General features: G+C 45.8%; 16 protein-coding genes, 1 tRNA gene and 2 pseudogenes. 11 read left to right on the top strand and 8 right to left on the bottom strand.

Annotated elements, in window-relative coordinates:
* Positions 1 to 150: 150 nt before the first annotated feature.
* Positions 151 to 312 carry a hypothetical protein gene (locus tag QUA74_RS21805; protein WP_333333404.1) on the bottom strand — a complete coding sequence of 54 codons (162 nt, stop codon included), beginning with the start codon at positions 310 to 312 and terminating at the stop codon, positions 151 to 153.
* 178 nt (positions 313 to 490) lie between these two features.
* Between QUA74_RS21805 and gatB the strand changes: the two genes are divergently transcribed.
* From gatB to QUA74_RS21770, 7 genes are all read left to right on the top strand, one after another.
* Positions 491 to 1993 carry an Asp-tRNA(Asn)/Glu-tRNA(Gln) amidotransferase subunit GatB gene (gatB, locus tag QUA74_RS21800; protein ID WP_333333403.1) on the top strand — a complete coding sequence of 501 codons (1503 nt, stop codon included), beginning with the start codon at positions 491 to 493 and terminating at the stop codon, positions 1991 to 1993.
* A 363-nt stretch (positions 1994 to 2356) separates the two neighbouring features.
* Positions 2357 to 3523 (top strand): pentapeptide repeat-containing protein, encoded by a 1167-nt coding sequence (locus QUA74_RS21795; RefSeq protein WP_333333401.1) that lies wholly within the window; start codon positions 2357 to 2359, stop codon positions 3521 to 3523.
* Between the two features lie 43 nt (positions 3524 to 3566).
* Positions 3567 to 4154, top strand: a complete 588-nt coding sequence (locus QUA74_RS21790) for a Uma2 family endonuclease (RefSeq protein ID WP_333333399.1) — start codon at positions 3567 to 3569, stop codon at positions 4152 to 4154.
* A gap of 132 nt (positions 4155 to 4286) precedes the next feature.
* The gene (locus QUA74_RS21785; RefSeq protein ID WP_333333397.1) at positions 4287 to 4925 is read left to right on the top strand and encodes a Uma2 family endonuclease; all 639 of its coding nucleotides are present in this window, start codon (positions 4287 to 4289) and stop codon (positions 4923 to 4925) included.
* 108 nt (positions 4926 to 5033) lie between these two features.
* Entirely contained in the window at positions 5034 to 6266 is a 1233-nt protein-coding gene (locus QUA74_RS21780) for a pentapeptide repeat-containing protein (RefSeq protein ID WP_333333395.1), read from the top strand.
* Between the two features lie 135 nt (positions 6267 to 6401).
* Complete coding sequence (locus QUA74_RS21775) at positions 6402 to 6626, top strand: CopG family transcriptional regulator (RefSeq protein WP_333185262.1); 225 nt, start codon at positions 6402 to 6404, stop codon at positions 6624 to 6626.
* Positions 6613 to 6951, top strand: coding sequence for a type II toxin-antitoxin system PemK/MazF family toxin (locus tag QUA74_RS21770; RefSeq protein ID WP_333333393.1), 339 nt, complete (start codon positions 6613 to 6615; stop codon positions 6949 to 6951). The genes QUA74_RS21775 and QUA74_RS21770 overlap by 14 nt, the downstream gene beginning before the upstream one ends.
* A gap of 263 nt (positions 6952 to 7214) precedes the next feature.
* On the opposite strand, the gene dpdE is transcribed toward QUA74_RS21770, so the two are convergent.
* From dpdE to QUA74_RS21745, 5 genes are all read right to left on the bottom strand, one after another.
* Positions 7215 to 10550 carry a protein DpdE gene (dpdE, locus tag QUA74_RS21765; RefSeq protein ID WP_333333391.1) on the bottom strand — a complete coding sequence of 1112 codons (3336 nt, stop codon included), beginning with the start codon at positions 10548 to 10550 and terminating at the stop codon, positions 7215 to 7217.
* 298 nt (positions 10551 to 10848) lie between these two features.
* Entirely contained in the window at positions 10849 to 11505 is a 657-nt protein-coding gene (locus QUA74_RS21760) for a glutathione S-transferase (protein ID WP_333333389.1), read from the bottom strand.
* A 123-nt stretch (positions 11506 to 11628) separates the two neighbouring features.
* A complete protein-coding gene (gene trhO, locus QUA74_RS21755) occupies positions 11629 to 12576 on the bottom strand; it encodes an oxygen-dependent tRNA uridine(34) hydroxylase TrhO (RefSeq protein WP_333333387.1) in 948 nt (315 codons plus the stop codon).
* 54 nt (positions 12577 to 12630) lie between these two features.
* Positions 12631 to 12702, bottom strand: a tRNA-Gly gene (locus QUA74_RS21750).
* A gap of 81 nt (positions 12703 to 12783) precedes the next feature.
* Positions 12784 to 13119: a HEAT repeat domain-containing protein gene (locus QUA74_RS21745; RefSeq protein ID WP_333333385.1), complete on the bottom strand. Its 336-nt coding sequence runs from the start codon at positions 13117 to 13119 to the stop codon at positions 12784 to 12786.
* 840 nt (positions 13120 to 13959) lie between these two features.
* Here QUA74_RS21745 and QUA74_RS21740 point away from each other — a divergent pair.
* The gene (locus tag QUA74_RS21740; RefSeq protein ID WP_333333383.1) at positions 13960 to 17733 is read left to right on the top strand and encodes a chemotaxis protein CheB; all 3774 of its coding nucleotides are present in this window, start codon (positions 13960 to 13962) and stop codon (positions 17731 to 17733) included.
* 340 nt (positions 17734 to 18073) lie between these two features.
* Here QUA74_RS21740 and QUA74_RS21735 read toward each other — a convergent pair whose 3' ends face one another.
* Positions 18074 to 19861 carry an efflux RND transporter periplasmic adaptor subunit gene (locus tag QUA74_RS21735; RefSeq protein WP_333333381.1) on the bottom strand — a complete coding sequence of 596 codons (1788 nt, stop codon included), beginning with the start codon at positions 19859 to 19861 and terminating at the stop codon, positions 18074 to 18076.
* Between the two features lie 413 nt (positions 19862 to 20274).
* On the opposite strand from QUA74_RS21735, the gene QUA74_RS21730 reads away from it, so the two are divergent.
* Complete coding sequence (locus QUA74_RS21730) at positions 20275 to 21408, top strand: AI-2E family transporter (RefSeq protein WP_333333379.1); 1134 nt, start codon at positions 20275 to 20277, stop codon at positions 21406 to 21408.
* Between the two features lie 154 nt (positions 21409 to 21562).
* Complete coding sequence (locus tag QUA74_RS21725) at positions 21563 to 22633, top strand: ABC transporter permease (RefSeq protein ID WP_333333377.1); 1071 nt, start codon at positions 21563 to 21565, stop codon at positions 22631 to 22633.
* 250 nt (positions 22634 to 22883) lie between these two features.
* On the opposite strand, the pseudogene QUA74_RS21720 reads toward QUA74_RS21725, so the two are convergent.
* A pseudogene (locus tag QUA74_RS21720) lies at positions 22884 to 23561 on the bottom strand (Uma2 family endonuclease).
* A gap of 136 nt (positions 23562 to 23697) precedes the next feature.
* Between QUA74_RS21720 and QUA74_RS21715 the strand changes: the two are divergent.
* A pseudogene (locus tag QUA74_RS21715) lies at positions 23698 to 24225 on the top strand (winged helix-turn-helix domain-containing protein); the annotation flags it as partial.
* Positions 24226 to 24362: the final 137 nt, after the last annotated feature.

Here is a 24362-nt window from a genome sequence, read left to right as displayed (position 1 = left end):
AGAATCGCTATATGTAATTTCCTGTTAAATTATACATTTTTAATTTTTAGTTGGTGGGTGAAGCCGATCGTTGGAGGCGGGCGGCGTTATTAAAAACTGCCACTCAAAGGATTTGGCGTGCAGATTGATCGGCAATTGTGGTGGATCGATCTAAAACTCTCCTGGGTAAGGGAAGGGTGCGGGCAGGAGCAGGCGCTCAGTATATTTTTGCACAGAGTTGTTGTTTGGGGGCGATCGCAAGGAGATCGGCATGGCTGGGGGCTTGGGTCGATCGCCAATCTGTAGCAGGGTGTTGCGTATGCAGATGCCCATTTGTCTCAACTAAACACGCTTTCTCAAAGTCCGGCAGGGGTTAAAACCTGCTGAACTAAGGGTGTGACGCGCTTGTTGATACCAATGAAACCGCCCCTACCTACAAATACTCTCCAATCACTTTGGTCAATAAAAAGCTAAAATAAAATTTAAAGTTATTCAGTCTTTTAAATCGCTTATGACTGCTGCTGCACCCTCTTCGATAAAAAACCAAACTCAGTACGAAGCCATTATCGGTCTCGAAACTCATTGTCAATTGAGTACGAATACTAAAATTTTCTCCAGTTCTTCTACAGAATTTGGCAATGCCCCAAATACTAACATTGACCCAATTTGTATGGGAATGCCTGGAGTGTTGCCAGTATTAAATCAAAAAGTTCTGGAGTATGCGGTGAAAGCAGGGCTGGCTCTCAACTGCGAAATCGCACCTTACAGTAAGTTTGACCGCAAGCAATATTTCTATCCCGATTTGCCGAAAAATTATCAAATTTCTCAGTTCGATTTGCCGATCGCTACTAACGGTTGGCTAGAAATTGAACTCGTGGATGAGACGGGAAATTCTACTAGAAAAAAAATCGGGATCACTCGCTTGCACATGGAGGAAGATGCCGGAAAATTGGTTCACGGCGGCAGCGATCGGTTGAGCGGTTCAACTTATTCAATGGTGGATTACAACCGTGCCGGTGTGCCTCTAATCGAAATTGTTTCGGAACCGGATTTGCGATCGGGCGCGGAAGCTGCCGAATACGGTCAAGAATTGCGCCGGATCGTGCGCTACATCGGTGTAGGCGACGGGAATATGCAGGAAGGTTCGCTCCGGTGCGACGTGAATATTTCGGTGCGCCCCGTTGGCAGAAAAGAGTTCGGCACGAAGGTGGAAATTAAAAATATGAACTCTTTTAATGCGATCGAACGGGCGATCGATTACGAGATCGAGCGGCAAATTCAAGCTGTGGAAAATGGCGAAACCATCGTCCAAGAAACGCGGCTTTGGGATGAAAACAAGCAGTGTACTTTCAGTATGCGGGTTAAGGAAGGCGCGAGCGATTATCGGTATTTCCCGGAACCGGATTTGCCTCCGATCGAAGTTTCGGCCCAGCAATTGCAGGATTTGAAAGCTCAACTGCCGGAATTGCCGGCCCAAAAGCGCAATCGCTACGAAACTGAGCTCGCTCTTTCTCCCTATGACGCGCGGGTGCTGACTGACGACAAAGCGGTGGCGGAGTATTTTGAAAAATCGATCGCCGCCGGTGCTGTGGCTAAACAAGCTGCCAATTGGGTGATGGGCGATATTACTGCTTATCTGAAAAATGAAAAACTGGCGATCGCAGAAATTCCTTTCCAACCGCAGGATTTAGCGGAACTGCTGGCGCTGATTGATGCTGGCACGATCAGCGGCAAAATCGCTAAGGATATTTTGCCGGAGTTGCTGGCAAACGGTGGTTCGCCTCAGAAGTTCGTTGAGAGCAAGGGTTTGATTCAAATTTCGGATACTGGGGCGATCGATCAAGCGATCGATGCCGTGTTGGCAGCCAATCCCAAGGAGCTCGAACAGTACCGAGGCGGTAAAACTAAGCTGCTGGGCTTTTTTGTCGGCAAGGTGATGAAGGAAACGGGCGGCCGGGCTGATCCCAAACTGACGAATGAGCTGCTGGTGGCGAAGCTTAACGGCCCCGGCTAAGCAATCGTTAAGGGGGTCGTGTAGCGGATACAACGGCGGGCGATCGGTTTTTCCCGAGCTCGCCCTTCTCGCGGGATCGTAACTTTATAATTAATCTACATTTCTTTACAACATCTTCACGTTTGGGGGTGACACCCCTCATGCCGCTCGTGTTATATTGTGTTATGTAGATGCACCCTGATGGCAGAGGGAGTTACTTAGGTAGCTCTCTCTTTTTTTTGTCTTTTTTTTTGCACGGACGTGAAAATACGGATGGGGGAGAGGGGGATTGGCCATACCGATTCCCGATTACTGATGACCGATTAGCAATTACCGCTTTGAGTCGATTAATATCAACTTTAGTTATTAACTAATTTTGACAGTATGAGCGAACAAGCTAGCGAGCTAATCAAGCAGGGGATTTCGCAATATCAGGCGCGTCAATTTGAGGCGGCGCTGGGTTCTTGGCAGGAAGCGCTGGGGCTGTATCGCTCAATGGACGATAAGCGGCGATCGGGTGCGGCGCTTGGTAATATGGGCGTAGCTTACGAAGCGCTGGGAAATTATGCTCAGGCGATCGACTGCTACCAGCAGCATTTGGTGTTAGCGCGGGAAATTGGCGATCGCCGGGGCGAGGCGAATGCTTTGGGAAATCTGGGCAATGCTTGCTGTGCTCTGGAGGATTTTTCTGGTGCTATTGATTACCAGCAGCAGCGTTTGGCGATCGCGCGGGAAACGGGCGACGGGCGCTCTGAGCTGGAAACTTTGGGCAATTTGGCGCTAGCTTACGATGCTAAGGGAGATTTGCCTGGTGCGATCAAATGTTATGACGAGCAGTTGTCGATCGCGCGCGCCAGCAAGGATGATCGCATTGAGCGCAATGCTCTCAAGAATTTGAAGCTTGCTTACAAGTATTTAGCAGATTACGAGAAGGCTAACCAGTACCGACAGCAGCAATTGGCGATCGTCCGGCAACTGTTTTTAACTGATAAAAATAAGAGTTTTCTACAACTTACAGAAACAGTGGGTTTGAACCTGGTTGAGGATTTTGCCGGGGCTAACTTAAGCGGTTTTGACTTGCACTACACTGATTTTAACGGTGCGGATTTACGCGAAACTAACCTCCGAGGCGCCGATTTGACTTTGGCGGATCTCAGCGGTGCTTTGCTGAGCGCTGCTATTTTAATTGATGCTAATTTGTGCAATGCTAATTTGCGGGATGCTGAACTCAGCAGCGCCAATTTGAGCGGTGCAGATTTGCGGACAAAGCTGCCCAGGGCTAATTTGAGCGGTGCAAATTTAACCAACGCCAATTTGAGCAGTGCTTATTTACCGAATGCGATTTTAGTAAATGCAAATTTGACAAATACTGATTTTAAGAATGCTGATTTGAGCGGTGTTAATTTGAGTGGTGCGAATTTAAATGGTGCTGATTTGAGCCGCGCTGATTTGACAAATACCGTGGTTGACAATGCGAAGTTTTTTTGTTGTTTGGGAATTTCGGAAGCCCTGAAGGTTGAATTGAGGGCACGGGGCGGGATTTTTGAGTAAAATTAATTGGAAAGGTTGGTAATTGTAGAGGGTAAGAAAAGCTATGACTGCCGTAACTGCAAAACGATTCTCGATCGCCGAATATCACCGTTTGGAAGAACTGGGATTTTTTGAACCCGATGACCGAGTTGAATTGATTCGCGGAGAAATTATCATTATGGCTGCTAAAGGTAGGCTGCACTCTTTTTGTAACAGTCTTTTAGTTGAGGAGTTAATCATTTTACTGGCAAGACGCGCTCGCGTGCGCGCACAAGAGCCAATTATTTTGTCTGCTGATAGCGAACCAGAGCCTGATGTGGTTATTGCCCGCAATCGAGCCGATCGTTATTTCTCTTCTCACCCGCAGCCTGCTGATATTTTGTTGGTAATTGAGGTTTCCGATTCTACGTTGAAGTACGATCGCACAATCAAGTTGTCTCTCTATGCTGAGACTGGGATTTCTAATTATTGGATATTTAATTTGGTGGATAATCAACTGGAAATGCACAGCGAACCTTATCAGAAACAAAACGGGAGTTATAGTTATCAATTGCAACGAGTTGTTTTGCCAAATCAGACGGTGGCAATTCCGGGTTTTCCAGAGTTGTCTCTAGATTTGTCTTCGGTATTTCCGGCGCAGAGTGGTGACTAAACATTCTGGCTCGATAGCGCATATTTTAACTCAGTAATTAAAGAGCGATCGAGCTTTTTTCGATGATATAATGCAAAAGTGCGATGGCTACGCCCCGGCTTGCGCCTACGAACTCTTTATCAAAGTAGCACTATGACTGCTCAAACTCTCTCCCCGCCCGAACAAATTGTCCAGCTATCGGGTATCAGTTGGCAAACCTACGAAAATTTGCTTGCCGAAATCGGCGATCGGCAAATTCGACTGACATATAATCGCGGCAATTTGAAAATTATGGTACCTTCTCCAGAACACGAACTTTACAAAAAAGTAATGGGTCGATTTGTTGAAACCCTAGCAGAAGAATTGGAACTCAATATTGCCCCCCGGGGTTCCACAACTTTCAAGCGTCCTGAACTTAGCGGTGTAGAACCTGATGAATGTTTTTACATCCAAAATGTTAGTGCAGTTAAAGGCAAAAAAAGAATCGACATGAATCAAGATCCGCCGCCGGATTTAGTGGTGGAAATTGATATTACCAGCCGTTCGGAAAATAGTTTGCAGGTTTATGCGGATCTGGGAGTGCCGGAAGTTTGGATTTATAATGGGTCGCGACTCAGAATCAACAGATTAGAAAATGGAGAATACGTTGAGGGCGAGATCAGTTTAGCATTTCCCAGCTTACCGATATTAGAGATTGTCATATTTTTGGAACAAGCAGAAAGAATGGACTATTTGGAATTAGTAAAAGCATTTCGGAATTGGGTAAAAAGCCAAATTCAGCAAAACCAATGACTTGCGGATTAAATTAAACAAAATTTACAATTTTAGCTCACGAAAAAAAGCTGTGTTGTGATAAAGTAGAGATGATAAACTAATTTAAATATCAATTACAGGCTGGTAGTGCCAGCAATTCTACCCGATATGCGATCGCTAGAGTCTCACAACAAATACCCAGATTGCTTGTGGATGCAATTAGAAGCAATTCCAGTTCCATCTGTTGCACCCCAAACCCAGCAGTTCGATATTCACTTGAGCCTGAATTTTAACGAGCATTGGGAACCCCTGCTAGGTGGTCGCGTCAAATTTGGTCTGCAAGGCGGGACGCTCAAACTCTATCTAGAAAACTGCGAAATACCCGTAGCATCACGTCAGTTAGTCGGTTATTTCGAGCTTTTGCCAATTGAAGAAACGCTGCCCATTCAAAGTAGTGCAGAAATTTTAGTGACGGAAAGTCAGCGGGGAGTTCAGGGCGGCGAGAAGCCGGACAAAACAAAGGAAACAGAGAGCATATTTTGTCACGTTTCCACAATCAGCGATGATACAACCCCAGCTTGGATTTTTGCAGTAGAACAAGGGAAATCAGTATTAAAAGGTTTGCTAAAAAGTGTTAAGCTGGGAGAATTAGCTGCCCAAAAATTTCGGATGGCAGCGGCTTTTGAAGTTGCTAAAGAAGATATTAATCTCACAGATGCTGAGGGTTTGTGGCCACACGAAATCACGCCAAATCAACATTCGGTTTTAGAAAGAATCCTGACTATATACCTGCAAACACATAAACTCCAACCTGCTCTCAGTTGGGCGCTATTTTCCTACAATTTGCCTCCGGTTGAACCGCGCGAAGTGGAAATTGTCCCGGAAGCTGAATCGGAATTGCAGGAAATAGTCGATCGCATTATCTCTGCTGAAACCGACAACTTTGTGGAGTTGGCAAAAATCGCCAATCTCAATCCAGCACTAGATTTCGCGGGTAGCACCTTGCGCGGAACGACTTTAAGTGCAGTGGATTTTAGCAGCGCAAATCTCGATCGGGCAAATTTCCGGGGTGCAACCTTAAACGATGCCGATTTCAGCGACGCCAACCTGCAAAAGGCCAAATTCGGTGGTGCAGATTTGAGTGGCGCTTTCTTAGGAAATGCTGATTTAAGTGGCGCCGATTTGCACAAAGCAAGTCTAGCTTTAGCTAACCTCAGCGGTGCCAATTTGAGCGGCGCAAATCTGCTGGAAGTGAACTTAACAAATACTAATTTCAGCGGTGCGAAGGTTGAGTCAGCCAGATTCGGGAACAATTCAGGAATGGATGAGGAGATGCAGGTGAATTTACAGCAGCGAGGCGCAATTTTTGAGGAGGTTTAGTCCGTAAGTGCGAGATCCCTTTCATCCATCTCGCCACAAAAAGGGCGATCGGGATGTAAATAGTAAAATTTACTCTGGTTTACTGCTTGTGCTATAATTGAGTAAAAATCTTTGTAATTACCAATTGCTAAGATAATGCAAGCTGAAAAAATATCAATTTCCTTATCACAATCGCTACTACAGTTTATTGAAACTTACAAAATTGCTAAAGGATGCAAATCGCCCTCCCAAGTAATTGAAGTAGCTTTGGAATTGCTGCGAAATCAAGAATTAGAATCTGCTTACCGACAAGCATCTAGTGAAGTAGACTCCGCTTGGGATGTAACAGTTGCCGATGGATTGACAGATGAAACGTGGTGAAATTTACTACGCTAATCTCAGTCCTACAGTTGGTTCTGAGATAGATAAACGCCGTCCCGTATTGGTGGTGAGCAATGACGCTAATAACCGTGCTGCCAATACAGTTACAATTCTACCAATTACCTCTAATATAACCCGTGTCTACCCTTTCGAGGTGTTGCTAAATCCAGAGGATAGCGGTTTGCCCAAACCTTCTAAAGTGCAAGCACAGCAAGTACGGACAATTTCTAAACAGCGAATCAGCAGCGATGCAGTAGGAAGTTTGAGTGAGGAAATCATGCAGTTGGTAAATGCTGCTCTCAAACTGCATTTAGAGGTTGATTAAGTGTCATATATCCGCAACATAACTTTTTCGGCGTTGCTGATCCGAAGTATGAAAACACAAACCAGATCCCCTACTTCTTTCTTGCCACTGGGATTTTCAGTGACTGAATTTGATTCAGAAGTGGGGGATCTGCCGGAAATCATACCGTTATTCAGCAACGCCCAGCGCGATCGCCCTTTTATCCATATCCGTCCATCGTGGCACGGGCGTCTCGCCTGTGCTTCCGAATCGGGTCAAAAAGAGCGATCGCCCTCCCAAACAAATTATCCTTCATCCTCCGACTTTACAGGAGGACGCCCAGAAATCACAATGAATCCCACAGACTCAAGAGTCATGTGCGGGCGGCGAATACCAGCTAAAACCGCTTGACTCAACAAACTTTCCGTACTGATTTCATCAGCTAAAACCGATGCTAAAGCTTGTTCCGATTTAGAAAGTCGATTCAAGCGCAACTGCAATTGATTCACCCGGTTTTCGAGTTGGATTGCTGCACTGACAGCAGATCGATCGCACATTTCCACAAAAGCCGATCGCCCGCGCAGCAATTCCTCCGATACCACCCGTCCCTTTTGACAAAAATCATCCCATTCTAGCGGATCGACAAAACTGTCAATCAGCGACGTGCGATTTTTCGACAAATTGTAATCCCGATTCGGCCCGCCTTTCCCCTTATAAGCCCGCTGCAAAATCGCCAGAAGTTCCGCATCTTCCACCAGTGAAATTTCTTCGCTGCGAGCATCTACAAACACAGTTTCAAAAGTTGGGAGAAACAGAGCATCAGCGCGGCGCTGCAAAGCTTTCAAGTTGTAATTTTCGATGTTTTGTGCCTGCAAAACTTTGTCAGCAGGCTGCACATCAGTCTGGATTGAATAATTAAACTGAAAGCCAAACCACTCCTTCCCAGGCGCAGCATCCCAACTTTCATCATGCCGCCACATTGCAAAAGCTTGACCGCGATCGTCCCAGCGAATATAAGAGCCAAGTGCATCGATCAATCCCTCACCAATTCGGTAAAGAGCGACATCAGCATTCTGATAAGCTATGCGGCGATTGTAACTACCATATTGCTGGCAATAAGGAACCAATCTGGTCATCAAATCTTTCGAGGGAATTAACGTTTTTTGAGTAGGTTTATAGCGCATCAACCCCGATATACTCGGATGTTCGATTTGTTTGAAGTGAAGAGCTTGACACAACCAACCTTCAGTAGCCCGCTGCATTTCTTTATGCTTAGCGTCACAGTTGTCGAGAGGTTCAAAATACTGAGATGCGCTGTCATCAAGAGTATCAATTTCATCGAGAACGTACTGTTCGTCAATTTTGATTTTCTCTTGTTCCATTTCAGTTTTAATCGCTTCAATTTCGCTGGATAAGCCCTTGCCTCCCTCAGCAAACAACTTTTCTTCAAGTTTGAGAATTTTGTCCTCAGCATAAAACTGAAGGCTGGCAATAGATTTGTTGAAGATATCAAACCCATCTTTTAAAACTTGAAACCAAGCTTCGTGGGGACTCTCTGGCAAATCCGGGCCTGCAAACAAACAAAATTGCACTCCCATTTTGCTGCCAATGCGATCGACTCTGCCGAGTCTTTGTTCTAACTGGTTGGGAAACCACGGCAAATCGAAGTGAACTAACCAATCTGTCAATTGCAGATTTACCCCTGCTTCCGCCGATCGATCGCACACTAAGATAAAACAATGTGGTTCAGTCTTAAACCGCTTGAGACTAGCCTCAACATCATCAGCCGATTTGCTCGTGTCATGGCTGGCGATCGCATTTTTACCAAAGATTTTCGCTAAATTTTCCGCAATCTCTTTACAAGTTGCCGTAAAACTGGTAAAAATCACAATTTTCGGGAAACGCTCGCCCGGAATCGGCCGTTTAATTTGCTGTTGGATTCTCGACAGCAAATCGCGAGGTTTGCTGTGATACTCGCGCGGAACCTTCAAAGCCACTGCCAGAAATCGGAGAATGGCGATTCGTAACAAACTCAGTCGATCGAGTCCTTCCTGGGGCTTTTCTAGGGTGTTGAGCAAGGTTTCCAGTATTTCCTTTTCTTCTGGAAATAGCGCAGTTTTGGTCAAAACCGCCGTGTCATTTTGTCCAAATTCGCGATCGAGTTCAGGAGTCGATTTTTTCTCCAAGCGAGCTTTGACAACCCGTTCTAAAACATTCAGCCAAGTACCAGAAGCGCGGAAAAACAGCAGAAAAATTCTCTGATATTCGCTCGACTTGGGAGCGACTGTGCGCCATTTATCGAGTACGGTTTGAATTTCCGACCACTGTTCATCATTCAGATCGTACTCAGTTTTGGGGACAGCATCTCGATCGAAAATCACATCTTCCACCGCATCGCGGCGGTTGCGAAGAATGCGACGATGCAGGCGGTAGGTATCGCTAACGTGAGTGCGAATAGTTCGGACAAGCCGAGCCTGTTCTGCGGTTTCTTCCGTTTTCAAACAACTTTCTAACTCAGTTGCTAATCCGATTAAATAATCATCTTTGGCAAAAATAGTGCGAAGTTGAGCGAGTTTTGTTTGCAAAACAGCAGGCTTGGCATTTTCTCGAAAATTTAGCAAAGCGCGACCGATTTCTTGACGGTTTTGCACCTGTTCTTTGAAATTTTCCAGGTCATCAAGACGGTAAGTTGTGGGATCTAGCAAGTGCAGCATCGTTAGAAAATCTTGCTCGTGGCCTAGAACTGGCGTTGCAGATAATAACAATACATTTTTGCTTTTTTGAGCTAGTTTCTGACAGAGTTCAAACGACTGCTGCTGAGCGCGATCGCTCGAATTTGCCATTGCTGCCACATCATGCGCTTCATCAATAATCAGAAAATCCAGGTTAGCGTTGCGGCTAATTTGATTGATGTCGCTAACAGCAGCAAGCTGCACTCTGTCAGCAAAATGAGACAAATAGAATTTATTTTCCAACTCCTGCCGCCACTGTTCGAGCAGGTATTTGGGAACCAGTACCACAGCGCGTCCGTTGGGTTCATCTAGCAGAAATTGGCGGAGAATTGTCCCGGCTTCTACTGTTTTTCCGAGTCCTGGTTCGTCTGCCAATAAATAGCGCACGATCGGGTCTTCTAGGACGCGCCGCACGACTTCAACTTGGTGCGGATAGAGGTCTATGTTAGCAGAAATTAAACCCGTCATGCCGCGGCTGACGGCCCGCTGTTCGATCGCAGATTGAACGAATGCCAATCGGCGATCGTGAAAATACGGCGTTTCTTGACCTTTGACTGCTAAAATGTCGATCGGATCGGCGATCGGGATATTGCAGCGGACATAAAGTTCGGTTTCGACAGCTTGCAAACTTTGGCTGTCGGGGAGGTCAATTTCGTACTCTAATTTATCTTCATCCCAGTCATAAACTCGACCGATAATCCACCTTTCGTGACTTGTACTCCAGAGGTAGCAGCGGGTTTGGCGCTGAAGTATGGCTTCTTGCAGTAGACTTAAGGGCACAGTTTTGCGGATGCGGTTTTTTACTGAGCAAAAATATTCAACTACGGCATCGGTACGCGATACCTCGACAACTTTTCCGACGCCCAAATCGTTTCTGGGCGATCGAACTAACGAACCAACATCAATCATAATTACAACCTGACAATACTTACTAGATTACAATCAATTCTTTCCAGTTAAAACTTTTAGCAAAATGCGATTTTTGCCTGTGTCACTTTTCTAGTCAAATGACAGTCAATCTTGTATTCTGAAAAAAATAAGTTTAGCATGATAACTAAAATTTTGGGCATTGAATAAATATGCTGACAGCGAATAAGTATAATATGACTTAGGCACGTACTACGATTTTCTGTCCGAAGAGAACGTAGTGAAACAATCTCAAACCCTTGATTCAAAGCCCTTGAGTGCGTAAGTCCTGAATAACTAATTACGAAGAAGGAAAAATAACGCCTAGATTACCGGATTCCCATTTCGGATATTTCTGCATAACACTGCTATAAATTTCCGAGTCTGTAAACCCTGCTAACCAAGCTTGTAGCGGAGGCCAAGGCTGTTCGTTGAACCAAGCTGGATCGGTATGAGCGAATTGACGAACAAAAGGTGCGATCGCCATTTCAGCCAATGCTACATTGTTACCAAATAAGTATTTAGTGGTGCTTAACTGTGAGTTGAGTTGATCCAGCAATAAAGAACCTTCATAACGATGTACTTGGGCATCAACATCTGGATAGCGATCGGGGTACTTATAACGGTCAAGATGATATTTAAACCTATCATCAAATAGAGCGATTAGTTCCAGCATTTCTGTAAGAGAACCTTGCTGTGGCATCAACCATTTTTCAGGATCGTGTTGTCTCAATGCCCACAACATGATATCGATACTTTGATCCAGTACGCGCCCGTCAACATCAATCAATATTGGTACTGTACCTTTGGCAGATACTTCCAACATCTCTGGTGGTTTGTCTCGCAAAACAACTTCCCGCAACTCACACACCCGATTGCTAACCATCAAGGCCAAGCGCGCGCGCATAGCATAGGGACAGCGGCGGAAGGAATACAAAATCGGGTATGTTGCTGACATATAATTAGTCGATCGCACGATCGGGTTTTTCGGGTCAGAAACCCCGTTTATTCGTAGATTTCTTGTCGCTAAACAAGATTTTTCGTAGAAACGGGGTTTCTTTAAACTTAGTGAATAATAATATTAGTCGATCGCACCATCTACTTTTTCTTTCGCATCGTAGCGCGCGCCTATATGTACTTGGTTGCGCCCCTTAGCAAGCTCAATCTGACGTTGACGTTCAGATAAGGCTTGTTTTTTGGTTTCAGTTTTTGAGTCATGACAATGAGGACAACTCACACCAAGCACAAATAATTCAGAAGCCTTATCTTCCTGACTAATCGGGTGACGACAACCGCGACAAAGTTCATAGTTTCCCGGCTTTAAGTCCTGACCAACAGAAACCCGTTCATCAAAGACAAAGCATTCACCTTCCCAACGACTTTCTGCTTCCGGTACCGTTTCCAAATATTTTAAAATTCCGCCTTCGAGATGATAGACTTCCTCAAAACCTTGACTCCGCAAAAAAGCAGTCGATTTCTCGCAGCGAATACCACCCGTGCAAAACATTGCCACCTTGGGTTTATTGCGTAAAGCCGTTTCCCGCAGCACCCATTCAGGTAACTCGGAAAAGCTTTTTGTTTTTGGATTAATAGCGCCTTCAAAAGTACCCATAGATACCTCGAAGTCGTTACGAACATCAACTACGACAACATCGGGATCGTCAAGCAGCTTATTCCACTCATCAGGCTTAACATATTTGCCAGCCATGAGGCGGGGATTAATGTCCGGTACCCCCATCGTGACGATTTCGCGCTTCAAGCGTATTTTCAGGCGGTAAAAAGGTGCTTTTTCCGAGAAAGATTCCTTGTGTACCAGATCCGCAAAACGCGGGTCACTACGCAAGAATCCCAGCACTGCGTGTACGCCCTCAGACGAGCCAGCAATCGTGCCATTAATGCCTTCTTGGGCCAGCAAGATAGTGCCTTTGACGTTGTTGTTGTTGCAACAATCGAGTAGCGGTGCTTTCAGCTCAGCAAAATCAGGTAGTTCAACGAACTTATATAAAGCAGCGGTTAAGAAATAAGCCATAGATTGAATTTATAGCACTAATTAATTTTCATAATTATATGAAAATTCAGTCAAAGCGGACGGTGGGACTCGAACCCACGACGTTCAGCATGGGAAGCTGACATTCTACCACTGAATTACGCCCGCGCTTAGTGTTTTTTACTTGCTTTCACCTGCTTTCACTTTGGAGGCGCAGCGGTAAAAAACGACTAGAAAAACATTGTACAACTATTTTCGGATTTTGAGTATAGCATTTTGACAATCAATTTTGGCCGATCGCCGATCGCACAACGGAGCCATGATACTGCGGCGGACGAGCAAATTGTCATCGCCACGAAAAGCTGCCACTAAATCAGCAATCGCCTCGCTTCCGAACATTGACAAAGAGTTAGCGGCTTCTGCAGGCACATTCGGATCGCGATCGAACTGCATCATTTTTAACAGCGCCGCCAAAGCTTCCGCAGTTTGAGTCTGCCGGCATCCCATCGCCACGAACATCGCACCATAAACTCCCCATCCTTCACTTTCCTCAGCAACATCCGTAGCGCCACCGCAGCATCGCACTTTCTCACCGCCGTTACCCCCGGTAGCCTGTCTTGAGAATCCGAACTTTGCAGCGCTGCTTGGATTTCCCTAATTTCTCTAAGTCAATTAAAATAGATTTTTGTTACTTTTCTTTAATCTTTTAGCAAAAAGTGCCGGATTGTGGGAAAATAACAAGTTTAGTTATTAGATTGTGTCTGCCTATTAACAGCCTCAAACTCCAACACCAGAAGAAGTTCAGAAAGTAATTGCTGAATTTGATCAATATTGGCAACCGCTAATCCACGATGCTCTCGAAAGGAATCACAAGGTAAAAACGCCCCAGCAAGAAGTTATGAAGCAGTTAAAGAAATAATCCAGAGATAGTTTATATCGACGGGGCGCTAGCGAATTTGCGTGAAGCGAAGCTATCCCGCTCTTAATCCCCAAAACCTGCATAAAAACGAGATTAATTACGGTTCTGTAGGGTGTTCTCTTGCTTGAGAAGAACCCAAAAGATTCCGGTTGGAAGTTTATTGATGAGTTAGGGCATTTAGGGAACTCCACTCGATCGCAAACATCCATAGAATTGCTACGATCGCAGAATCTGCAAAGTTAACTGATTCTCCACTCTTCACAGTTCAATTAGTATAATTTTTAAGGGATTTCCCGTTTCAATCTTGTCCCCCGCTAGGAAAGGGGGAACTCCCAAATAAGGATTTTAAAATCGCTGGAACGCATCGGCCGAGTTCGCGTAGAGATTATATCGGCAGGTAGATGACTCATTATTCATTTTGATATATATATATATATATATATATATATGAAATATAAACGCCTGATAACTATCATACGCCGCCAGCAACATATCTGGTAGAAAAAATGAGTCAGAATAAGTATTCCAAGAAATCTCAACCTAAAGCTGGTATCAAAACTGCTCAAAAGAAGAACAATCAAAACGACTTATTTCCTGTAGTCGGAATAGGAGCATCTGCAGGTGGATTGGAAGCATTTATGGAATTACTGAGCCATTTGCCGATCGATACCGGCATGGCGTTTGTAATAATTCAGCATATGTTGCCGGCTCAGGAAAGTATGTTGAGCGTGATTCTGGCTCGATCGACCCTGATGCCCGTGCATGAGGTGACAGATGGGATGCTCATAGCACCGAATCAAGTCTACGTTATCCCGCCGAATGTGAGCATCACCATCAAGCAATCGGTGCTGAAGCTAACGCCTCGCGGCAGAGGACACGGGGTATTTATGTCCGTCGATATTTTTCTGTTGTCCCTCGCCGAAGAACGGGGGAACAAAGCCATGGGCGTCATTTTGTCCGGGGGCGACGGCGATGGTGCCCTAGGGTTAAAAGCGATTAAGGCCGCGGGCGGTATTACTTTTGCCCAATCTGAAGAATCGGCACAAGTCAGCAGTATGCCGCATACTGCCGCAGCTACGAGTCAGGTAGACTTTATCTTGACACCGGAAAAAATTGCCCAGAAAATAGCAGAGATCAGCGGTCATCCCTACATTGCCGATCGGCTTTCGACAGAATTGACCAACAGCGAAGATGCGATCGAAAGTGAAGGTGCGATCGAAAGTAAAGATGCGATCGCCATTATCTACAGTTTGCTGCGGACGGCTACAGGAGTTGACTTTACTTACTACAAGCAAACCACCTTGAACCGGCGGATACATCGGCGGATGTTGCTCTACAAGCTGGAACGGATCGAAGATTATGCCGAATATCTCCAAAACACCCCGGCAGAAGTAACGGCGCTGTATCACGATGTCTTAATTCATGTCACCAGCTTTTTCCGCGACCCCGAAAGCTTTGATGCCTTAAGCAGGAATGTTTTTCCCGCAATCGTCAAAAATAAATCGCCGAAAAAACCGATCCGAATTTGGATTGCGGGCTGTTCAACCGGTGAAGAAGCTTACTCGATGGCCATCTGCTTGCTAGAGTTTTTAGGATCTCGATCTACTAACCTGCCGATTCAGATTTATGCCACAGACATCAGCGAAAGTGCGATCACGATCGCCCGCACTGGCTTTTATACCCGGGCCCAAGTCGCGGATATTTCACCCGAACGCCTAAATCGGTTCTTTGTCCAAGTCGAGGGCGGATACCAAATCGCTAAGCCCGTGCGCGAAGTCTGCGTCTTTGCTAGACAAAACCTGATCAGCGATCCGCCATTTTCCCAGATGGATTTGATTACCTGCCGGAACGTGCTGATCTATCTGGGACGCGAGTTGCAGAAAAAACTGCTGCCAATGTTCCACTATGGGCTTCGGCCCGCGGGCTTTTTGCTGTTAGGCACTTCGGAAACGGTTGGTGAGTTTTCAGAATTGTTTGCACTACTCGACAAAAAGAATAAAATTTATACTAAAAAACTGCTATCGCATTCCCTCAGCATGGATTTAAATGCTAGCAACTATCCTCTGACACCCCCCAACCCTCCACCGCTGCAGACGGAAAGATTGGACGAAATCGCAATGGAGAAAGAGGCCGATCGCATAGTTTTGAATCACTATGCCCCTGTCGGGGTCGTGATTAACACAGCCAGCGAGATTCTGCAATTTCGAGGACAGACGAATGCCTACCTAGAACCGGCTCCCGGTAAAGCGAGCTTTAACTTGCTGAGAATGGCAAAAGAAGGATTGCGCGTGGAACTGCGAACTGCAATTCAAGAAGCCTCACAGCAGAAGCAGCCGATCGCACGGGCAGGCTTGCAACTTAAAGAGGGCGAGATCATCCGGCAGGTCGGAATTAAGGTGATTCCATTCCAAGCCGGCGGTGTGGCAAAAAACTATTTTTTAGTGTTGTTTCAAGAGGAGTCCCCGACGATATGTGCACTGCCTGCTGCTGACAATGGTAGAGTCAACTCTAATCCTTCACAGGGTGAAAGTCTGGAGATTGCAAGGCTGCTAGAGGAACTGAAAACCGCTAAACAACATCTCGGAGCGATCGTCCAAGAACATCAAGCCGCTAATCAAGATTTGAGAGCCGCCAACGAAGAGATTTTGTCAAGCAACGAAGAGTTGCAAAGCATGAATGAGGAACTCGAAACGGCGAAAGAAGAGATTCAGGCAACCAATGAAGAACTCAACACGATTAATGACGAATTGCAGCGGCGCAATGTTGAATCGACTCAGGTGAGCAACGATTTAGAGAATCTGCTGGCCAGCATCAATATTCCGATCCTGATGCTGGGAGGCGACCTGCGAATCCGCCGGTTTACTCCCGCAATCGAAGGTATCTTCAGCTTGATTTCTAGCGATGTCGGGCGGTCTTTGAGCGACATCACTCACAAGTTGATAGTACCGGACTTAGAGCAACTGATTTTAGACGTGATCCGCACGCTCAATTTGAAAGTTCAGGAGATTCAAGATCGAGACGGTCATTGGTACGATATGCACATTCGACCCTACCGGACGATCGACCACAAGATTGATGGGGCTGTGCTGATGTTGGTGGATATCAACGCTCTAAAAGTGAGCGCCCAGCATTTGATGGAAGCGAAAAATTACGCCGAAACGATCGTGGAAACCGTGGTGCAACCGTTGCTAGTGTTAGATCTCAACCTGCAGGCGCTCACTGCCAATCGTTCTTTCTACGAGACGTTTCACGTGAGGCCGAGCCAAACTGAGCACCGCTCAGTGTTCGATCTCGGTAATGGACAGTGGAATATTCCCAAGTTGCGATCGCTCCTCAAAGAAATTCTGGCAGGCAATCCCCAGTTTCAAAATTTTGAGGTCGAGCATGACTTTGAGCAGATCGGGCATAAAATAATGCGACTCAATGGGCGCAAAATGCCTCCGATGGGCGATACACAGATGGTTCTGTTGGCGATCGAGGATATCACGGAGCAAAAACAGTTGGAGACAGAACGCAGCCTTCGGATTCAAGAACAATCGGCTCGTGCGGCTGCTGAGGATGCCAACCGCATCAAAGATGAGTTTTTGTCCGTCCTCTCTCACGAACTGCGGACGCCGCTCAATGCGATGATTGGCTGGGCACAGTTGCTGCGCCTGAAAAAATTTGACGAGGCTAAAACCCAGGAGGCGCTAAAAACGATCGAGCGCGCGGCCAAAGCACAAAACCAGCTCATCGATGACATCTTAGACGTTTCGCGGATTACCACAGGCCAATTTCGGATCAATGCTTCTGAAATTGAGATCAATCCACTGGTTGAAAATGCGATCGGGGTAATTCGTTTCGCAGCAGAAGCCAAAAATATTCAAATTGAATCCAGGCTAAGTCCTTTACAACCAAAGATTTTGGGCGATACAAGTCGCTTACAACAGGTGCTGTGGAATCTACTTTCAAACGCGATTAAATTCACCCCAGCCGGAGGAAGAATTGACATCGCATTAGACTACATTGATGGCATGGCTCAAATCCAAGTTAGCGATACTGGTAAAGGCATTCACCCTGATTTTCTCCCCTATGTGTTCGATCGCTTCCGTCAGGCGGACAGTAGCTACTCTCGCAGAGACTCTGGATTGGGGCTAGGACTGTCGATCGTCCGTCATTTAGTAGAACTCCACGGCGGTACAGTTTATGCAACAAGTGCGGGTGAGGGACAAGGGGCAACCTTTACCGTGAGGTTGCCGCTACGAACCGATATCCCATCATTGTTGACTGTTGACTGTTGACTGTTGACTGTAAGTCAAAAAAATGAAAATTGCGCTATTGTTGGCAGCTTGATTCGACTTTATCAGGACGATGAAGCGCGGATTTGATATCCTTCCGCCGCAACCGGGATTGATATTATTTCTAATCTTATCTCCTGATATGATATCGTTTCCGGTTGAATCACAATAATAAAATCGAGTCAACATTTAACACTCAACCATTGAGTTTTTCCACCCCTCCTTCTACAGTCAACAGTCAACAATCATTCGGGTTCCATCACAATAATAAAATCGAGTCAACAGTCAACAGTCAACAGTCAACAGTCAACAATGATAAGGAGTGCAACCGGAATCGATATAACTATTTACTAACCTTAACCTCAGCGCCATCCTTAAGAAAACCAGCCCCAGTAACAACCACTCGATCGCCCGCCTTCAAACCCTTTTTAACCACCACCTTAGCAGCAGTCAAATCGCCCACAGCACCCCCGGAAATTTCCCCTACTTCCACCGGTTGAGCCTGCACCTTGTCCTGGCCGACAAGTTTATAAACAATAGAACTGCCGTCAGGTTGCGGCAAAATAGCTTTAGCGGGGACTTTCAAACCTTGAGCCGTTGTCGTCGAAATGGATGCGCGCAAAAACATTCCCGATCGCAAAAACTCGCTTGCCGGCAAATCAATCTTCACCGTAGCTTGCCGATTTTGCGGGTCAACTACTGGCGAAATCTCTCGCACAGTTCCTGACAACTTAATCCGCTTGTCAGAATCCGAAGTAATTTGCACTGCGGTTCCCGGCCGCACTTGCGAAACCTGAGTTTCCGGTACTTTCAATTGTAGTTCCAGCTTGTTTCCCCGAATAATCGAAAATAGTTTTTGACTTCCCGAAGAAACATCGCCAACTCGACCAATTCTTTCAGCCACAGTGCCACTATCCGGCGCTCGAACAATTGTTTGTTCTAGTTGAGTTTGTAACTGTTTGACTTGTGCATCATTGCTGCGGACACTTGCTGCGTTATTTCCGACATTTGCTCTGGCACTGCTGACACTCGCTCCGGCCGTATTCACTTTAGCACGAGCGCTGCTGAGGGCTGCTCTAGCCGTACTGATATTAGCTTCAGCAGTAGCTACTCTAGCAAGAGAAGATTGCACTTCTTCCGCTGCTTTATTCTGTTCTTGCAAAGCTGTATTCAAGTCAGCTTTAGCTTTGTTCAAATCTTGAACAGCAGTCTGTCGCTCTGTCTTTCGCCTTTCCAAATCTTGCCGACTAATCACTCCCTGAGTCGCCAAATCTTGGGTGCGATTTACTTCTCTTTGAGCTTGATCTAATTTAGCCTGAGCGGAGGCAATGCCGGCTTTAGCTTGAGTGACACCGGCTTTAGCTTGTTCCACACCGGCCCTTGCCTGCCCGACGCCTGTTTTGGCTTGCGCTGCGTCAGCGATGGCTTTTTCAACGCCAGCTTGAGCTTGAGCAACGCCGGCTTGGGCTTCTTGTTGGGCTGACTGAGCTTGCTGCACCTGAGCTTCGGCTTGTTCTACCGTAGAATTAGCCGATTGTACTCCCGCCAGCGCTTCGGCAATTTGCGATCGTAGCACCGAATCGTCCAAAACCGCCATCGTCTGACCTTTTTCTACCGCATCCCCTTCATTCACCAACACCTGCTTGATTTGCAAACCGTTGGCTTGTGGCAGCACCGGCAGTAAGTCATAGGCTGCCACGGTGCCCGTCGCTTCCAAAGTTTCACCCACCTGGGCAGATTCCACAGAGGCCACTTTCACCGTCGGAGGCATTGCCTGCTGGTTTACCGATGGAATTGGAACTGCCGGAGGTGAACTCTGCTTGCCCCCAGTCAAGTTTACTGCTAGCAGCGTTGCAGCCACGCCAACCCCTGCGCCCGCCAACAAGGCAGGCCACCTGATTTCTTTGCGGGGCCCAACTTCAGTTACTTCTGGTTCCCAAACCTGTTCCCCCTCCATTTCAGGAGCTTCTAGGGGAACTTCTCGTTCATCTTCATCACCGGAGAATTGCCAGCGAGAGTTTTCTGAGACTCCACTTTCAGATACATCCACTGCTGAGTTCTTGTCGCGTCCGCTCTGCACGGGGGGAAGGGGTTGCTTTTCTTCCGCTTCTGAAAAAATTTGATTGGTCACGGTAGTTCCTCTCGCCGCTATTAGCCTTTGGTTTTTTTATTGTAAAGAAAGATTGCGGTTTTTATATTTGATTCATTTTAGCGGATGGTGTCAGCAGTTCCGCGTCCCCCTTTTGGGTGAGTGTGGCGCCTTTTTACCTGAGAAGGGCGATATTTGATCAAAGTTTGTGCGATCGACATTTAATTTGATCGGTCTCTGGGGCATACTGAATATTAGCGTGATTCCCGATCGTGGGGTCGATCGGGCTGGCACTGTCTCTCCCCAAGTGGCTTGGCCGTCACCTATCTGTCAATGCTCACAAAAGTCAGTCTAATCTTGAACTGATTATTCCTAATCTATACTCTCATGTGTTTATTGTATAATACGGCACATCTGCTGAAAAAGTTGTGCCACTTTATTTAAAAAAAATCAAAATGAATAGTCTCTTTTCTCCCCTCCAACAGTTTCTAATTACTTGGCTGCTAGTGCTAGTGACGGGATGGTTTACCCTGACTGCTGTCAGTTATGTTGGGGAACTGGTCAGCATTTTAGTAACCGCGGGACTCATTGCATTTTTATTAAATTATGCAGTAAAAAGACTGCAAGTATTTTTGCCCCGGGGAGTAGCTGCGGGGCTGGTTTATTTAACTGCGGGTGTGGTAGTAGTAGTAATCGGTTTAACTATTGTGCCGCCGGTGTTCAGCCAAGCGAGGCAGTTGGGGGTGAGGTTCCCGGAATTGCTGGAGTCGGGGCGCCTGCAGCTAGGTGAATTTCAAGCCTGGAGTGCCGATCGCAATTTACCGTTTGACGTGCAAATATTGGAGCAGCAACTGTCAGCTAGAGTTCAGGGAGAAGTCCAGGCGATCGCCGGTACGGGTTTAGGCTTAGTTGTAGGTACTGTTAACTGGTTCTTGGACTTAATTTTTATTGTGGTGATTTCCTTTTATATGCTCCTAGACGGGCAAAGAGTGTGGCAGGGTTTGACCAGCATTTTTTCCCCAGACATTCGCTATGTTTTAACAGAGACTTTGCAGCGAAACCTCCAGCGGTTTGTATCGGGACAGTTATTGCTGGGACTATTTATGGCGATCTCGCTGACTCTGGCTTTTTGGTGGCTGCAAGTTCCGTTTTTTCTGTTGTTTGCCGTGTTTATAGGATTGACGGAAATAATTCCGTTTATCGGAGCGACGCTGGGAATTGGCACTGTTAGTATAATTGTAGCGTTTATTGATTGGTGGCTAGCGCTGCAAGTCTTAGCAGTGGCGATCGGTCTCCAGCAAATCAAGGATAATTTAGTAGCTCCCCGAATCATGGGGAATCTCACCGGATTGAGCCCGGTAGTTATTTTCACAGCTTTGCTTTTAGGAGGTAGAGTCGGAGGATTGTTGGGAGTTATCCTGGCAATTCCGCTCACTGGGGTTGTAAAAAGTATAGTAGAAATTGTACTCAATCCCAAATTGCCACCCCAAACAGGCTCGTTTTTCTACAATCCTTTTAGCGGCGAGGAGTTGGGAAAAATACCAGAAGATGAAAGTAGAATAATCTTGGTTGCAGATGAACAAAAGTAGTCTAATTTTTGTAGTAAGTAATTCAGTTATGAAAACTTTTATAAGTCAGGAATTAACTTTTGGCGGCTGAGTCCATTTACGAAAAGACTAAAGTCCCTACAAAGAACTTTAGTCTTTATTACTAATCCACTTAAAATCTCAAACCTAAAAACTTATGAAATGGTGGCGAAATCTTAGAAAAAATCCTCTAGCTCGGTTGGGAGCCGTGCTACTGTTAATTTTTTATACAGTCGCACTTTTTGCCGAATTTGTGGCACCTTACGACCCCTATGACTCTCAATTAAACGGTTCATTGCTGCCGCCGACTCAGATTTATTTAAGCACCCCAGACGGGCGCTTTATCGGGCCCCACGTTTATCCGACTACTCAGGGCCCAGTAGATGCGAATACGGGCGCTCGCGAGGTAATTGTAGACTGGCAAAAACCCTCTGTTCTCGGTTTCTTTGTCAAAGCTTCCCCCTATAAATTTTTAGGAGTTTTGCCATTAAATAGGCACCTTTTTGGTACTACAGGAGAAGGTCAAATTAACCTTTTAGGTACGGATGAACAAGCTCGCGATCAATTCAGTCGCTTAGTACATGGCAGCCGCATTAGCCTCAGTATCGGTTTAGTTGGCATAGCAATTTCTTTTCCATTGGGATTGTTAATTGGAGGAATATCTGGTTATTTCGGCAGTTGGATTGACAGTATTTTAATGCGATTCGCCGAAGTCTTGATGACGATTCCCGGTCTTTATTTATTAGTAGCGCTAGCAGCAGTGTTGCCACCGGGATTGACAAGTGCTCAGCGATTTATATTGATTGTGCTGATTACTTCATTTATCAGTTGGGCGGGTTTAGCGCGGGTGATTCGCGGTCAGGTACTGTCAATTAAACAGCGAGAATTCGTGCAAGCGGCGCGGGCAATGGGGGCCAATCCAATTTATATTATTGTCCGCCACGTTTTGCCACAAACTGCTACTTATGTAATTATTTCGGCTACATTGGCGGTTCCGGGTTTTATTGTGGCGGAGTCGGTTTTGAGTTTAATTGGCTTGGGAATTCAACAGCCCGATCCTTCTTGGGGAAATTTGCTATCTCTGTCTACTAATGCTTCAATTTTAGTATTGCAGCCTTGGTTGGTTTGGCCTCCCGCGACACTGATTATTTTGACTGTTTTGGCGTTTAATTTATTGGGGGATGGGTTGCGCGATGCTCTCGATCCGAGAAGCATTCAAAGGAATTAAACAATACTCTCAAAATATTTGCCATAAAGCTTGGTTGTCATGAGTCAAGCTCTCACGTCGTCGTGAGAGCCGAAATGGCCAGATTCTTCACTTCTTTGCGAATGACAACTATTCAACCGGACAGGATATGAGAGAAAAATCCCGGATTTCGCACTTAAAAACAGAGACTCACGCACTGCCCAACAAAAGAAGAACTAAAGTGGATTTGGGCAACTGAAGCTCATCACAAAAAGCGAATTACTGACTGCAATTAGTTCACACTATCTGGATCTACCCCCAACTCCCGCAATCGTTGAGCTAATTGTTGGGCGCGCTGGGCTGATTCTTTCACCTGTTCTTCAGGTGTCAGATAGCGTTTCCCATCGCCGTCATACCAATACAACCATTCCCTTGTCACCCCAGAATAATTTCCCCTTTCACAACCAATTCCCAAACCTATTTCTGGCATCCAAACTGGATTTCCTGACTGTAAATCGTACTTCCCATTGACTAACTTGTGTACTTCCAAATGAGGCTTACGGCGGCGGCGGGAAGAATAAATGACGTAATAAAGTACGCCTAAATCTTGATAACTCTCTAGTTTTGTGCTGTATTCCTTGCGATAAGTTGGGGAAACAACTTCCAGCACAAAAGTCGGCAAAACATTTTCATCCCACAGCACGTAACTGGGACGCAATTCTTCATCATAAAACCGTTCTACTCCTAAACTTAAAAAAGCATCTGGGACAATGGGTGGTTCGTCGGGGTGATGATAAATACCCATATCTATCCCAAAAAACCAGTCCATGCGTTCTGACCAAAGTATAAGCAAGATTGCTTTTAACAACCCTGGTATTAGTTATTGCAGTTCGTTCTCCACAGGCGTTCCATCTGAGTCTGGTAGTTCATCGGCGGAGGGCAAGTTCCTCGGCAAGTTGTACTGTAACATTGCTGCTTTCCTCAAAACTAATTCCTATTATAATAGGACTTATGCACTATACCCAGGTGTAGGAGCTTTTAAGCGGGGGGATTGCCCCTAGAAAACACCATATACGGACACTGTGCGTCCAGGACTGTTATAAGATTCAGCTTCTATCCGCATGTTAATTGAAGGGGTCTGCCGCGAAACCATTCAAAAGATTTTGGGAGTATCATCTCGATTTATCAGTAAGTGGAAAATCAATTATGCGTTGCATGGAAGTGAAGGGTTGCTCTTAAATCATCAGGGTTCGAGGGGACAACTTAAGCCTGAAGAACGAGCCGAAATTATCCAAGGGTTAACCAATAAAAACCACTGGGATTTATCGGAATTATCAAATCATATAGCAGAGCGATATCAGATTGAATTTCAATCAAAAGCTAGCTACTACCAATTTTTCACTTCAGCGGGGATTAGCTTATCTGGAAAAAATCTCAAAAAAAGAATCCAAAACGTGATGAAGAACTCGTCAAAAAAAGCACCAAGAAATCTGTGAGATTCTTGAAGAACACCGAGAAGCTATAGAATTGAGAAAGCTTGTGGTGTATTTGATTGATGAGTGTCATCTACTCGCTTGGAGATGTGTGTGGCTATCTTTGGGGAAGGCGCAACGAGAGAAGAGAAATACCCAGGCGTGAATCACAGATAAAAACAAACTTCTTGAGTAAGTCGGTGCGAAAAAACCAAACTATGTTAAAATAAGTAAAGACAGGGAATACGTCTACCAAGGTAACTCAATATATGGGCGCTAGATTAAGGATATTTCTGACA

Origin of the sequence: Microcoleus sp. LAD1_D3, from assembly GCF_036702135.1 — a bacterium.
GTDB lineage: Bacteria > Cyanobacteriota > Cyanobacteriia > Cyanobacteriales > Microcoleaceae > Microcoleus.
This window is presented reverse-complemented; position numbering and strand designations above follow the sequence as displayed.